The sequence below is a fragment of the Silvanigrella paludirubra genome, from assembly GCF_009208775.1.
GTDB lineage: Bacteria > Bdellovibrionota_B > Oligoflexia > Silvanigrellales > Silvanigrellaceae > Silvanigrella > Silvanigrella paludirubra.
Window position 1 is genome coordinate 225,829 of sequence record NZ_WFLM01000002.1, and the last position, 14,201, is coordinate 240,029.

Sequence of the window (14,201 nt, forward strand, 5' to 3'; positions counted from 1 at the left end):
AAACCAAATAACCAAGCAGGAGTTTTTCTATGTCTATTGAAGTTCAAATGCGCGACCTCCTTGATGCGGGCGTCCACTTTGGTCACCAAGTTCGTCGTTGGAACCCTAAAATGCGTCCGTTTATTTACGGTGAGCGCAACGGTATCCATATTATCGACCTCCAAAAAACTCAAAAATTATTTAAAGATGCTCTATCTTTCGTTGAACAAACTGTTACTGAAGGCGGACATATCCTTTTTGTTGCTACAAAAAAACAAGCTCAAGAAATCATCGTTGAAGAAGCGGAAAGAGCTGGAATGTTCCATATTCACCACCGTTGGCTTGGCGGTATGATGACGAACTGGCAAACAGTTCGTTCTAGTATTACTAAACTAAAACGTATTGAAAAAATGGCTAGCGATGGCACTTACGAAAGCATCACAAAACGTGAAGTAGCTCTTAAAGAGCGTCTTCGCATTAAGTTAGAGCGCTCTCTAGGCGGAATCAAAAATATGCCAGGACTTCCTTCTGCGATTTTTGTTATTGATGCGAAAAAAGAATTCACAGCAATTGCAGAAGCTAACCGCCTAGGAATTCCAGTTATTGCTGTTACAGATACAAATAGTGATCCAAACGGCGTTGACTACATTATTCCTGGTAATGACGACAGCCTTAAAGCAATTAAACTTTATGCGAGCTTAATTTCAGACGCAGCTCTTTCCGGCAAACAACGCCGTAGATCTGAATCCGGAAAAGAAGACTCCTCATTTTCTTCTGACAGCGGACGTTCCCAAGTTAAGGTAAAACGCCTTAAGTCACGCGATGAAGACGAAGCGAACTAAACCTCTGGGTGTTCCGTAAGGAACGCCTTTCTTAATTATTAACAGCATTTTATTTTAAAGAGGAATAAGGAATGGCTACAGTTACCGCTCAAATGGTTAAAGAACTTCGCGAAATGACACTTGCTGGTATGTCCGATTGCAAAAAAGCGCTAGATGCAGCTGAAGGTGATATGGACAAAGCAGTTGTAATTCTTCGTGAAAAAGGCTTAGCAAGCGCTGCTAAAAAAGCATCAAGAGCTGCTAGCGAAGGTGTTGTTTCTACTGTTGTAGACAACAATAATCTCGGTTTTGTTTTTGAAGTAAATTGTGAAACAGACTTTGTTACTAAAAATGATGGCTTCCAAGCTTTTGTAAGCAATCTACATAATATTATTAGCTCTGCAAAACCTGCAGACTTAGACGCTCTTTTAGCAACAAATTATGATGCTTCTGGAAACGTTAAAGATGCAGCTACAGCACTTGTTGCACAAATTGGCGAAAACATCACTGTACGCCGTTTTGCACGTGTTGGTTCTGGCAAAAACTTTGTTACTTCCTACGTTCACGGCGGTGGTAAAATTGGTGTTGTTGTAGAACTTGCTGGTTCTGGAATTGAAGCTCACTTAAATAACCAAGGTTTAATTGAACTTGGTAAAGACGTAGCTCTTCAAGCAGCAGCGATGAAACCACAATTTTTAAATGAACAAGAAATTCCTGCTGAAACTATCAAACAAGAAGAAGAAATTATTCGTAATAAATTTCTTCAACAAGGCAAGCCAGAAGCTGCTCTTGCTAAAATTGTTCCAAGCAGCATTAAAACTTGGTTCAAAGAAATTTGTTTAGTTGATCAACTTTTTGTAAAAGATGACAGCAAATCTGTTGCTGCTTATGTTTCAGAAGTTGGTAAAAAACTAGGAATTAACGACCTTAAAGTAACTTCATTTATCCGTCTTGAACTCGGTCAAGGTGTTGAGAAAAAAGCAGAAGATTTTGCTGCTGAAGTTGCAGCTACTGTTGCAGCTGCTGCAAAAGGTTAATACTTTATCGTTCTATATTTTAAAAGGGAGAGTTTCCTATTTAGTGAAACTCTCCCTTTTTTTTATTAAATTTTTTAATTAAAAAATTATTTTTGAGAAATTAACAAAAGAGTTCGACCTAAAGAATCTAATAATCTTGAAACATATTTTCTTTTTTCTACAATAGATCCAATTGTCTCTTTAGAACAAGAACCAATAGATTCAAATTCAAGTCCCTGACATTTATCTTTTTCTTCTTTACAGATTTTTTCAACAATTAGTTTGTGATATAAAGCATAAGGCTGTTGCGTTATGATAAGATATTTACCTTCTTTTAAATTCCAACCAAACTCATTAAAAAAATTTTTTATTTTATTTGAAGTTAATACCTTGCTATTATTTAATTCTTTCTCAGTAAATACAAAGGCAATTTTATTTTTTAATAAAGGATGAAGCGATTGTGAAAACACCAACTTTAACATTTCTCTTTCATCTTTTAATTCGGGAAGAATTTTAGGAATTTTATAGTCATTATTAAATGTAATTATCCCATTTTTTTTATTGAATAACTCTTCATTTGTTTCATATATTTTTTCAGAAAGTAATCTTTCTCCACCTATTAAATAGGTCATTGTAGGATTAATAGTTCCATCATCAATAATTTGATTTAAATAAGCTAATTTATCACGAACTCTGAATAATGTAGAACCTAAAAATAGTATTGCATTATAATTTTTATTTAAAGGTGCGACTTCTTTTTTAAATCCAATATCTTCATTAATTATTTTGATAATATCATCAAGATTATCATCGCTAATATTTATGTTATTCTCTATATCTAAAAACTCTTTTTTATCTTTTCTAATCCAGGAATATTGTGTATCATATGTACCATCAATCCAATACAAAGCTTCTGTAATAGAGTCATCTTTGGGGTATATAGATGTTAAATTTAAAACTTTTTTTAAATTATTTGATATTTTTTTATCTTTTGTAATAATATTTTTTTCTATTATATCAGCAGTTGTTAATGCAATTGCATAATTATGAAATAAAACAAAAAATGATATTTTTATAAAGAAATAAATTTTTAAATTTTTAAGAATCATTTAATCATTCCTATCCGAAATAAAAAAACTTTATAAAGACTTAATCAAAACAAATCAAGTAAAGAAATAACAAGATAGTCTAAACTCTTAATTATTTTTTAAAATATATTTAGGATTTAAATTTGATTTTTTTTTATATAAAATTAATGTTTATTTCTATATGTTTTTCTTACTTCTTCATTTTTAGGAGAATCTTCATCATTTTTTTTAAAACGTATTGAAAACTCAATACGATGCTGACGGGCTACTGCAAAAAATTTCTCAATTCCAAATGAAACCATATTTTTAGCAACTTCTTGACTTAAGCCTTTAAGTAATTCTTCTTTACCTTTAGCTAATAATTGAGTTGCTTCTTTTGGAAAATTATCTTTCACTTCTTTAATGACATCTCTACCAGTGGCAACAGTTTTTTTAAAAATATCGCCACCTATTTTTGCCAAATCTTGAAAATCATCACGATCAAACCATTTTTGATTTTCATCTTCATTTTGATTTTTATTTTTTTCTGATTTATTTTTATCGATATGCTTATTATGACTCATATTATAGCCTTTCATTAAAAGCAGCTTAATCATTCTTAATGTAATTGATTATATATAAAAAATCAAAGTACTTGAATGCTAACTTGCTTTTGGGGGCATAGATTTCACAGGAGCTTTTGCTTTTGGTACCGGAGTTCCTTTAATTCTTGATAACGCAACTATAGTTTCCTTACCATTAGGGTCTAAATACAATGAACGCTCGTAACATTCAATTGCTTTCTTTTTATCTTTTAACGCCTCATAGCAACAACCTAAATTATAAACATACTTTGAATGATCTGGATCCATTAAAGTAGATTGTTCGTACCACCCTAAAGCGCTTCGGTAGTTTTTTAATCTAATAAACAATAAACCAACACGAGCTAAGTTATCTGCAGTAGGCTCCATATTTGCTACTTCTTCGCACGCCGCAATTGCATCAGGGATTTTACCCATTTTTGCATAAACACGCCCCTTCGATTTTAATACTTCAAGTCTCAAATCAACTATTGTTTTAGGTATTTTACTTAAATCAGCTATAGCTTTCTCATTTTCATTCATTTTTTCAAAAACCTTAGCCCGACATAAGTAAACATCAAATTGATTCGCATTTTTATTTAAAATATCAGAAAATAAATTTATTGCTTTAATAGGGTGACCATCTTGAATATACATATTTGCAAGTTGCATTAATGATTTTGTACTTTCTGGGTTTTGCCGTCTTGCTTTCATGCAATAATGAATGGCCTTTTCTTTATTACCTGACCCCCACATGATTTCAGCAAAACGTAACAAAAGAGTTTCATCTGTTGGATCATCTTGCAAAGCTAATTTCATTTGCTCTAAAGCTTTATCATAATATCCAGGCGTTTTTGAATTTTCTATATATATATCTGCTAAAACCATTCTTCTATGAATTTGTTTACCATTAATTTTTAATTCTTTTGCTAAAAATGGGATCGCTTCGGTGCGTTTTTTATTTGAGATTAAAATATCTGCTCCTGCAGAATAGGCAGGATAGTACATACTATTATTTTCTATTGCTTGATTCACATGCACCATTGCTTCTGAAATATTGCCAAGTTTGGCTTCCGTTTGGGCTAATCCAATTAATGAACGTGCTGTTGGTTTATTTTGAGCGTGTATTTTTTCGAATTCAGCTTTTGCTTCCGCATATTTTTCATTAAAAAATAAAGATTCTGCATTTCTCAATTTTTTGATATTTTCGGGAGGATTTCTATATTTTTCAATAATTACCTCAGCTTTTTGAACAATATCATGTGGCTCAAATGGCTTTAAAATATAATCACTCACTCCCAGATCAACACTTCTAACAATATCTTCTTTTGTTGCTTCCCCAGATATAAATAAGACAGGAATATCATTTTGCATGGCACGGCCACGGATATAAGCTAATACTTCAAACCCATCCCCTAATGGCATATAAATATCTGTTATTACAATATCAACACCATGTGTTTTTAACCAAGCTATGGCTTCTTTTGCATTTCCAAAATCTTCTACTTCATAACGTCCCGTTTTATCAAAAATCCGGTAAAGAGCTTTACGCATATTTAATTGATCATCTATAACGACAACCCGAAGATGTTCTGATTTTGCATCAGCCATCATTAGCTCCTATTAAGTACAAAGCAAAAGTTTTCCACAATAGGTATTTCGGTAAAATTTGTGTGTAAATGAGATTTCAAGGATATTAATAATTATGAAATAAATATATTTTTATATAGTAATTTCATAAGATTATTATTTTTTTAATTTTTGTTTACTTTTTATTTCCACCCTCGTCAAAATAATGACATTAAAAAATAAAAATAAAAAATAATTTATGAATTTAAATTTTTGTTTTAATTAAACGCGACATATATCAATAAAAAAGAAAGTTATAATAAATAATAAATTAAAAATGATTTTCTAAAACACAGCATTCATAAAAATTATCTTCAAATCATTCAACATAATCAAAATTTATTTTAAATTTAAAATTATGTTATATTTATAGAAATAAAATCAATAAATAGTTATAAATGTTTATTATAAATTTTTCACAAAAAATTCACAAGTCAATATTTTTTATATTTTATTAAAAATAACAAATTTAGATATTTATTTTATGATAAATAAATTTTGTAGATTTATTATAAATTGTTATTTTAAATAAATTTACAAAATTTCTGGCTGGATAACCTTTTTAATTCCTATTAATTTTTAATATTATTTTTTAGAGAAAGCTCAATTGAATATAAACAAAAAAATAAGACATTAAATAATATATTTAAAATATTATATTTATATTTTGTTATAATTTGTTTTTTTTCAATATTAAATTAACAAAAAATATATAAATAAATGGTTACCTATTAAATAAATTACCAAAAAAAATTTGATTTACTTTACGAAATTATCTTTATGAATTACTTTAATTTAGGTTTAACAATTCAATCTATATTTACAATTATTTTATTTAATAAAATTTTAAATATAGATTGAATTGTTAGATACATCAACAATTCTTTTGGAGGTTATTATGAGTAATTACTTGATCAGTAAGGTTACGTTATCTGTCTTAGGATTGTTATCTGTTTCAGCATTTGCTGATTCAAACAAGTCTGAATATTATAGTGTTGAAGGATCGCATTCAGCAAGCTTTCCATTAAAAAATAAAAGTTTAGAAACTAATAGTTTTGATATTGAAAGTTTAACAGGTATCAAAACTATTCAATTAATGACAATCACAACAAGTGAATCTTTTAAAGAAAAAAATAGAGCCGCAATTCATGAAATGACCGCTAATGGTGGTGAAATAGACTACAGAAACGGAATAACTCCTTTCACAAACTCGGCAACTTCAGTTGATCTTGGTATGGGGAATGTTCCAGTATTGGACCAAGGAGCTCATGGAACATGTGTTACTTTTGCAGCGACGGCAGCTCTAGACGCAAAAATTAAACAAGGTGATTACATAGACCAACAATGTAGCCTCGCTTTAAATAAATTTTTAGGAAACAACTATTGGAATGGCGCTTATACTGCTGTTCAAATATTAGAACCACTCAAAAAATATGGCATCATTCCAAAAAATCAATGTTTTGGTAGTAAATATGCAAACACATCACAAAAAGTTAGTCCAACACAATATATGACTAAAAGTGATAAAAGTTACGCAGGACAAATTTCATATCATTATACAGAAAAAGCAAGTGCTGATGTAGTTAAAGCAACTCTAAAAGCTGGTTATAGAGTCGCTATAGGAACAGCTCTTGCAGACACATCTGATCCCATTTCAGTAAATGGATTTGATGTTAAAATTAAAGGAACATCAGGTAGCTATGATGGCGGTCTTTGGGCATGTAAACAACCTGGAAATTCCACTAATTATTGTGCTGACCAAAATGCAGGACATGAAGTGGTTATAATTGGTTATGATGATAAACAACAACTCTTTAAAATTAGAAACTCTTGGGGCACTTACGCTGGCGAAAAAGGAAATTATTATATGTCATATGCCTTTTTTAATGCAATGGTTATGGATCACACTGAATTAAAATAATAAAAATATAAATTGTGAATATTAATTAATTTAATATTCACAATTTTTTTTTGAGGAATTTTATGAGAATCATTTTGTTAAATAAAATATCTTTATCTATTTTTGGGATATTATCTATATCTGCTTTTGCTGAGGATAATAAATCTGAATATTATAGAATGGAAGGGACACATTCCGTAATTATACCATTAAAAAATAGAAATTTAGATGCAAATAGTTTTAACAATGAATCTTTAAGTGGAATTAAAAATATCCAATTAAACTCTATCACTGTGAGTGATTTATTTAAAGAAAAAAATAAAATAGCAATTCAAGAAATGAATAATATTAGTGAGTTTGACTATAAAAATGGAATCACACCATTTACAAATTCAGCAACTTCTATTGATCTTGGTATGGGAAGCGTTCCTGTATTAGATCAGGGAGCACATGGAACACCTGTTACCTTTTCTTCAGTTGCAGCTCTTGCAGCAAAACTAAAACAAGGCGATTTAATGGATCTCCAATGTAGTTTTGCATTAACAAATTTATTTGATGAAAGAAATTTTTGGAGTAATCTTGAACAACCAGGAAAAATAATAGATCTTTTTAAAAAGTATGGAATTGTTCATAAAAATGATTGTTTTGGACATAAATATCCAGACCCATCTCAAATAGTCACCTTAAAGCAATATTTGACAAGAAGTGATAAAAGTTACACAGGACAAATTACATATCATTATACAGAAAAAGCAAATGCTGATGTAGTTAAAGCAACTTTAAAAGCTGGTTATAGAGTCGCTATTGGAACAGCTCTTGCGGACACATCTGATCCCATTTCAGTAAATGGATTTGATGTTAAAATTAAAGGATCATCAGGTAGCTATGATGGCGGTCTTTGGGCATGTAAACAACCTGGAAATTCCACTAATTATTGTGCTGACCAAAATGCAGGTCATGCAGTGGTTATAATTGGTTATGATGACAAACAACAACTCTTTAAAATTAGAAACTCTTGGGGAAGTGATGCTGGAGAAAAAGGCAATTATTACATGACTTATTCTTTTTTTAATGCAATGGCAATGAATCAGACTGAATTTAGATAAAAAATGATTAAAATAAATAATTAATTTAATTATAATTTTCAAAGGAGCTTATCATGTTAAGTAACTTAAAAAGCACTCTCCTCATTTCTTCTTTTGCATTATTTTCTTTGTCTGCATTTGCAGACAAATCAGAACTTTTTTCTGTTAACGGAACAATTGATGCTAAGATACCTTTGAAAATTAAAAATAATAATATAAATTCTAATTATGATGTTGATGCTTTAAATGGATTTAAAACTATCAAATTAATGTCTATTCAACCAACGAATGCCATGATCCAAAAAAATAGAACTGCCATGGCTAAACTCATCCAAGAAGGCGGAGAAAGGGATTATTCAAATGGAATTACCTCATTTGATAACAGCTTTAATGCTGTAGATCTTGGAATGAATGGCGTGGACGTTTTAGATCAAGGTTCTCATGGTACATGTGTTACTTTTGCAACAACAGCGGCATTAGATGCAAAACTTCAATTAAATGATTATATTGATCAACAATGTATTTTAGCACTTAATAAATATTTAGGAAATGATTATTGGAATGGCGCAGACAATGCAACTCAAGTTGTAGATCCATTAAAAAAATATGGGATTATTAAAAAAGGGAATTGTTTTGGAGATTCTTATGCGGATCCTTCACAAAGCATTAGCCCTTCTAAATACACAACAAGAAGTACAAAAAAATTTACAAATAATTTAAACTACAAGTATTTTGGAAAAGCTGATTTAGATATTTTAAAAGCGGCTTTAGATAACGGAAATAGAGTTGTCATAGGTACAGCCTTAGCAGATATTAAGGGAAATAAAGTTTCCGTAAATGGTTTTGATGTAAAAGTGGATGATGGAGATTTTAATCAAGGAGGACTCTGGGCTTGTAAGCAACCAGGAGATAATACAAACTACTGCCCAGAAAAACCAGACGCAGGCCATGAAGTTATTGTTACTGGATATGATGATGGTCAAAAATTATTAAAAATTAGAAATTCTTGGAGCTCAGATGCGGGAGACAACGGAAACTTTTATATGACTTATGCTTTTTTTAATGCAATGGCTATGGACCAAACCGTTATTAAATAATTATTTAAAATTTTCAATTAATCTTTTTAATGCGAGCCGTGAGTGAATCATGGGCTCTGCATTTTCTTTATCCCAAATTGAACCTTCTTTAAAATTTAAATTACTTTCTGGTAAAGGAACAAATCCACTTTGCCAAAACCAATTTAAACGACTTCTTGGATTGCCAAGTAACTCAGCTGAAGGACGCCATTCAATGTGTTTTTCTACGAATTGATCTGGCGGATATCGGAGTTGAAGTATTTTATATCTTTTTTTCACTACAGATTGTGGTGACCATATTTCAATTCCAAGACTTGAAGCTGCTTTCGAAGGAGAAAGATTTTCTGCTGGTTGAGCAGAAGACCATTCGCTTCCTATTTCTTCACATGGTGTTTTCCCTTTGGGAATAAGCTCAAGTCTCAGCAATTTAATTTCACTTGCTGCTCTTCTTCTTGGAACAATCATATTTTCTTCAAATTTTTCATCGTAAAAATGATTCATTCGCTGACAACCTTGTTTTGAGAAATAACGTTACGAATATATTGAATGAGTTCTTCATTATTTTTATTTATTTTTACATTGTTATCTATATATTGATTTAAAGTATTTATTAGAATTTGTTTATCAGAATCACTTATGTTTGTCTTTTTATTATGAATAACTCTATTTGAAAGGTCATGCGGAAAAGTTTCTGGCATTTGAATTGTTGTTGCAATATCTGATAATAAATTAGAATCTAAAGAATTAGGCAATACTTTTTTAAAGAAACAAATTGCATAAATAATGCTTAATAATAAATGATGATCTTTTGAGTAACTCCAACAAAATGCTTTTAAAGCTGATGAAGGATCAAAAGAAAGTTTCCATTCATATGGTCTTTTGTTTATGATATCCATTGCATTTAACAAAAAATCATGACCCATTGCACTTTGAACAGCCTGAAGTAACAAATGTGAAGACATATCTTCTTCATTTAATTTAATTCGTGATTTAGCAAATTTTTCTAACAACGGAAGAACTTCATCACAATATCTATGCCTACTTACAGACGCTGGTAAAAATATTTTTTGAATACCTGAGAGCAGGACGCCTGATGTGGCATCTAATTCAGAATAAATATCTTCTGAAAGATTTTTATAACTCATAAATTGAGTAAGCCATTCTTGAAAATCACAAAAAGATTGAAGACACCATTGTGCTAATGTATCTCTTCTTAAATTCATTTTTAAGACTACTTCTTCAAAGGCTTCTTCATTTTTTTTATTTTGCTCTTGTTGAAGCTCAACATAAATTCGACCATATTCAACTGCTAAAATGGAGTTTAAATGCTCCCAATCATCTATTAATAAACAAATTTCACGTTGAATTGTTCTTATTCTTGCAATTAAAGATCTTTCATCTGAAAACTCATTTAAAAGGCTAAGTTCACAAACTTTTGAAACGGGCATACATTTTGGCTCATGCGCACTTTCGACAACTCCAAAACGAATTCCATCTTCACTTAATGATACGGCAAAATCTTGTTTATTTTTAGTTAAAAAAACAGAACCAATTCCATCAATATTATAAAAATGAATTAAAGTTCTAAACTGGTAATTACGATCATTTAACCCAAACCAATAATAGAGGGTTAAATTAACTATTTTTTCTGTTTCAGAAAGAATTTCTTTAATATTTTCTACAGATTCTTCTGCCAACCCAATTTTTGAAAAAATATTTATAAAAAATTGAATTATATTTTCAGCTGTTTGTTCAGCGCTTTTTTTTATTTCATAATTATGTTTAAATTCAGAATCAAAAATACCTCTATACTTTGCTAAAAAGTTTTTAAATTCATGAATTTTTGTTGGAGTAAGTAAGTATTCCTCAAATATAGAAAAATCATTTTCTATTTCAATTGCAATTTTTTTTATTAATGAATTTTTTATCAACTTATTTACCCTCTAGCATAGAAAGTAACTCAATTTCAACACTTTCAATATCATCATCGTTGTCTTGTCCCTGTTGTGACTTTAATAATAAGTCCGAATATTGAGACAATAATTGTGAAACCTTAAGAAATTCTAAAGAAGCTGAATCCATTTGTGATAATCTTCTTTTTGCCCTTAATATTAAAGCATTCACAATACCAGCATTCAAATTAAAATCGGAACTATATTCATTCTCAATTTTATTTGTTTTACCACCAAAAGGAAAAGATAATATATTTTTTTCTTCATTATAAATTGATTTTATCTCTTTTGGATTCACATTTGCATATATCTCATCAACGTTATCTGATTTCACATCATCTATAAATGGATTCATATCTTCTTGAACAAGAGATGTCCAGCCTGTTACCTCACCAGTTCTGCTATCGAATTGTGCTTTTGCTTCATTTTTAGTACCTAATTGTCTAGCAAAAACTTGTACCATTCCATTTACATCATAGGTTAATTGAATTTCACATCTAGTTCCTTTAGGACAAGGTTGTTCTAATTCAAAAAGAAAAGAACCAATCAATCTATTTTCACCTACGGTATCACCGTCACCCTGAACCACAACAACATGAACAGCATGTTGATTATTGTAAATAGTATTAAAAAACTCGGATCTTCTTGCAGGAAGAGCACTATTTCTATGTAAAATAGGAGCAACAAATAACATTTTTTGAAGCTCTTTATTAAATTCTTCAATACGAGAACCTAATTTTCGATGAAGTTCTTGTTCTGAAATAGGGTATGGAATACCAAATTTTTTAGCAACAATTTTAAAATTTTCATTAATTGACTCTGTATTTTCAACAACGCCAATTCCTAAAGTATGGCTACAGACATCAACTAAAATAGTATCTGGTTGAATTCCTAAAATGATTGCAGCTTGTAAAGATGCACCCCAACTCACAGCTAAATCTGGTTCAAGACGAGCATCAACCATGCAAGGAAAATAATCGGAAAGCATTTTTCTAACTAAACTTAAACGTGTACTTCCTCCAACAAGAAGAATACGAGAAATATTTTTAGGACTGCGTTTTGCAGCATGCATTGCACTTTCAGTTAAATAAAGTGTTCTTTGCAAAGTGGGCGATATTAAATTTTCGAATTGTTCTCGGTTTATTTCTACCTGAATGCTAGAACCTTTTCCATCAAGATCTTGTTGTGAAACCTCAACTAACCCTTCTGTTTGAAGAGTTTTTTTTGCGTTTTCAGCAAGTACTAATAAATTACGATAAAGTTCTGAATCTTTTAATGCACGACGTGCTACTAATTGAGGGTGGACTTTAGTTAAAAGAAATTGAGCGACAGCATCATCAATATCATCACCACCTAAATGAACATCACCTTCACTACTTAGAACATTAAAAACAAAACCGTCTCTATCAACAATACTTACATCAAAAGTACCACCACCAAAATCAAAAACAGCGAGTGTTTCTTTATCATTTTTTTTATCTTCGGGCATCATACTATAGGCAAGCGCAGCTGCTGTAGGCTCATTCACAATTCTTAATACATGGATTCCTACTTTTTCAGCTGCTGCAATTGTAGCTAATCGTGCTGCATCATCAAAATGCGCAGGCACAGTAATAACAGCCCAAATGCCACCAAATTTATTTTTTTCTTCTTGTAAAACAGGGTGTAAAACTAAATAATTTAACACTAAAGAAGCAATTTCTTCGGGAGTATACGACTTTTCATTTGATTTAAAATAAGAAGCGCTTTTACCCATATTTTTTTTTGTACTTTTTATAACCTCTGAAGGTGCTGTATCTAACTTTCGTTTTGCTTGTTCCCCAATTATATCAATATTATTTTCAGAATCAAAATATACCATTGAAGGAACTAATAAAGTATCTTCATATTTTAAGGTAACAGGATGGGTTGCGCCATATGAAAACACGGAAACCACTGAGTTTGTTGTTCCAAGATCTATCCCTATTGCAGATACTTCTTGAGGAAGCATCTTAATTTCACTAGAACTAAACAATACATTTGCTGATTTATCTTTACTCTTTTTCTTAAACTGAAGAACATTCATATACTAGACTCCAAAGTAAGCGACCATTTAGGCCGCAGGAATGTCTATTTGATAGACTTTGATTACTATGGCATATTGCAGAATGCAAACCGGTCAAACCGGAATGGATACTTTTCAAATTTATAAGATTGGTTTTTTATATATGCTCAAAACTCGTTTATTAACTGCAACCATTTTTTCCGCTCTTATTGTATATGTTTTAAGCTTTTCACCAGAACATCTTTTTCCCCATCTATTCGTTATCATAATAACAGTAGCTATTTTTCTTTCCGGAACCGAGTTTGCAGCTCTTCGTTGGAACATCATGGATGGCTCCGTTGCCATCGAACAACCTAGACCAAAGTTAAAAGCAAAACATTTTGCAATTGGATTTTCATATGCATTTTTAATTGTTTCCTATTATTTTTCAACATATATTTTTGAAAATCAGCCTCAAAAAATACTTATTATTCCTATTAGCTGGACATTTCTTTGTTTTTTTATTTCAGCAATACTTATATACAGAAGAGCTCATGACATGCATACGGCATCAAATAAGCTTTTAAATGTCATTGCTGGTTTTATCTATCTTGCCCTGCCTGCTGCTTGTTTGCTTAAATTAAGCATGATTCAATTTGATGGATCTTACCGAAGCGCACAGCTCTATTTTTGCTTAGCAACCATTCTCATGGGAGATACGGGAGCTTATTTTATTGGTTCTCGTTTTGGAAAACACAAACTGATTCCTAAAGTTTCTCCTAAAAAAAGCATTGAAGGCGCCATCGGGGGGTTACTTTTCAGTGGTTTAACAGCCCTTGTTTTATCTCATTTTTTTAACCTGCCCTTCCCTGCATGGTATGCCATTCTTATTGGAATATGTATGGGAATTGCAGGACAGTTAGGCGATCTAATGGAAAGTGCTTTTAAGCGTGCAGGAGGATATAAGGATAGTGGCAATTTACTACCAGGGCATGGCGGTTTTCTTGATCGTATTGATTCCCTTATACTTGGTATCCCAGTAGCCTTTCTGTTTTTTTCTTTATATAAATAA

Annotated in this window: 12 protein-coding genes; 6 read left to right on the forward strand and 6 right to left on the reverse strand. The window is 30.9% G+C overall.

The annotated features are described in order from the left end of the window. Positions 1–29 precede the first annotated feature (29 nt). The gene (rpsB, locus tag GCL60_RS05220) at positions 30–821 is read left to right on the forward strand and encodes a 30S ribosomal protein S2 (protein WP_153418909.1); all 792 of its coding nucleotides are present in this window, start codon (positions 30–32) and stop codon (positions 819–821) included. 71 nt (positions 822–892) lie between these two features. Further along, complete coding sequence (gene tsf / locus GCL60_RS05225; protein WP_153418911.1) at positions 893–1,837, forward strand: translation elongation factor Ts; 945 nt, start codon at positions 893–895, stop codon at positions 1,835–1,837. Positions 1,838–1,923: 86 nt separating this feature from the next. Here tsf and GCL60_RS05230 read toward each other — a convergent pair whose 3' ends face one another. The 3 genes from GCL60_RS05230 to GCL60_RS05240 form a co-directional block, all read right to left on the reverse strand. Next, positions 1,924–2,925, reverse strand: coding sequence for a hypothetical protein (locus tag GCL60_RS05230; protein WP_153418913.1), 1,002 nt, complete (start codon positions 2,923–2,925; stop codon positions 1,924–1,926). 143 nt (positions 2,926–3,068) lie between these two features. After that, positions 3,069–3,467 (reverse strand): hypothetical protein, encoded by a 399-nt coding sequence (locus GCL60_RS05235; protein WP_153418915.1) that lies wholly within the window; start codon positions 3,465–3,467, stop codon positions 3,069–3,071. A gap of 78 nt (positions 3,468–3,545) precedes the next feature. Then, the gene (locus GCL60_RS05240; protein WP_161998089.1) at positions 3,546–5,075 is read right to left on the reverse strand and encodes a tetratricopeptide repeat protein; all 1,530 of its coding nucleotides are present in this window, start codon (positions 5,073–5,075) and stop codon (positions 3,546–3,548) included. Positions 5,076–5,991: 916 nt separating this feature from the next. Between GCL60_RS05240 and GCL60_RS05245 the strand changes: the two genes are divergently transcribed. From GCL60_RS05245 to GCL60_RS05255, 3 genes are all read left to right on the forward strand, one after another. After that, positions 5,992–7,014: a C1 family peptidase gene (locus GCL60_RS05245; RefSeq protein ID WP_153418919.1), complete on the forward strand. Its 1,023-nt coding sequence runs from the start codon at positions 5,992–5,994 to the stop codon at positions 7,012–7,014. A 62-nt stretch (positions 7,015–7,076) separates the two neighbouring features. Continuing rightward, positions 7,077–8,099 (forward strand): C1 family peptidase, encoded by a 1,023-nt coding sequence (locus GCL60_RS05250; RefSeq protein ID WP_153418921.1) that lies wholly within the window; start codon positions 7,077–7,079, stop codon positions 8,097–8,099. Positions 8,100–8,152: 53 nt separating this feature from the next. Next, positions 8,153–9,175, forward strand: a complete 1,023-nt coding sequence (locus GCL60_RS05255) for a C1 family peptidase (RefSeq protein WP_153418923.1) — start codon at positions 8,153–8,155, stop codon at positions 9,173–9,175. Here the strand turns inward: GCL60_RS05255 and GCL60_RS05260 are convergent, their stop codons facing one another. From GCL60_RS05260 to GCL60_RS05270, 3 genes are read right to left on the reverse strand one after another with little or no spacing between them, the layout of a single operon-like run. Further along, the gene (locus tag GCL60_RS05260) at positions 9,176–9,655 is read right to left on the reverse strand and encodes a hypothetical protein (RefSeq protein ID WP_153418925.1); all 480 of its coding nucleotides are present in this window, start codon (positions 9,653–9,655) and stop codon (positions 9,176–9,178) included. Beyond that, positions 9,652–11,085, reverse strand: a complete 1,434-nt coding sequence (locus GCL60_RS05265) for a hypothetical protein (RefSeq protein ID WP_153418927.1) — start codon at positions 11,083–11,085, stop codon at positions 9,652–9,654. The genes GCL60_RS05260 and GCL60_RS05265 overlap by 4 nt, the downstream gene beginning before the upstream one ends. A 1-nt stretch (position 11,086) precedes the next feature. After that, on the reverse strand, positions 11,087–13,171 hold the full coding sequence (locus tag GCL60_RS05270; protein ID WP_153418929.1) for an Hsp70 family protein: 2,085 nt from the start codon (positions 13,169–13,171) through the stop codon (positions 11,087–11,089). 82 nt (positions 13,172–13,253) lie between these two features. On the opposite strand from GCL60_RS05270, the gene GCL60_RS05275 reads away from it, so the two are divergent. After that, entirely contained in the window at positions 13,254–14,201 is a 948-nt protein-coding gene (locus GCL60_RS05275; RefSeq protein WP_161998090.1) for a phosphatidate cytidylyltransferase, read from the forward strand.

Bases quoted from the DNA above. Each gene is read 5' to 3' on its own strand.
- rpsB (WP_153418909.1), top strand. From the start codon at position 30: ATGTCTATTGAAGTTCAAATGCGCGACCTCCTTGATGCGGGCGTCCAC.
- tsf (WP_153418911.1), top strand. From the start codon at position 893: ATGGCTACAGTTACCGCTCAAATGGTTAAAGAACTTCGCGAAATGACA.
- GCL60_RS05230 (WP_153418913.1), bottom strand. From the start codon at position 2,925: ATGATTCTTAAAAATTTAAAAATTTATTTCTTTATAAAAATATCATTT.
- GCL60_RS05235 (WP_153418915.1), bottom strand. From the start codon at position 3,467: ATGAGTCATAATAAGCATATCGATAAAAATAAATCAGAAAAAAATAAA.
- GCL60_RS05240 (WP_161998089.1), bottom strand. From the start codon at position 5,075: ATGGCTGATGCAAAATCAGAACATCTTCGGGTTGTCGTTATAGATGAT.
- GCL60_RS05245 (WP_153418919.1), top strand. From the start codon at position 5,992: ATGAGTAATTACTTGATCAGTAAGGTTACGTTATCTGTCTTAGGATTG.
- GCL60_RS05250 (WP_153418921.1), top strand. From the start codon at position 7,077: ATGAGAATCATTTTGTTAAATAAAATATCTTTATCTATTTTTGGGATA.
- GCL60_RS05255 (WP_153418923.1), top strand. From the start codon at position 8,153: ATGTTAAGTAACTTAAAAAGCACTCTCCTCATTTCTTCTTTTGCATTA.
- GCL60_RS05260 (WP_153418925.1), bottom strand. From the start codon at position 9,655: ATGAATCATTTTTACGATGAAAAATTTGAAGAAAATATGATTGTTCCA.
- GCL60_RS05270 (WP_153418929.1), bottom strand. From the start codon at position 13,171: ATGAATGTTCTTCAGTTTAAGAAAAAGAGTAAAGATAAATCAGCAAAT.
- GCL60_RS05275 (WP_161998090.1), top strand. From the start codon at position 13,254: ATGCAAACCGGTCAAACCGGAATGGATACTTTTCAAATTTATAAGATT.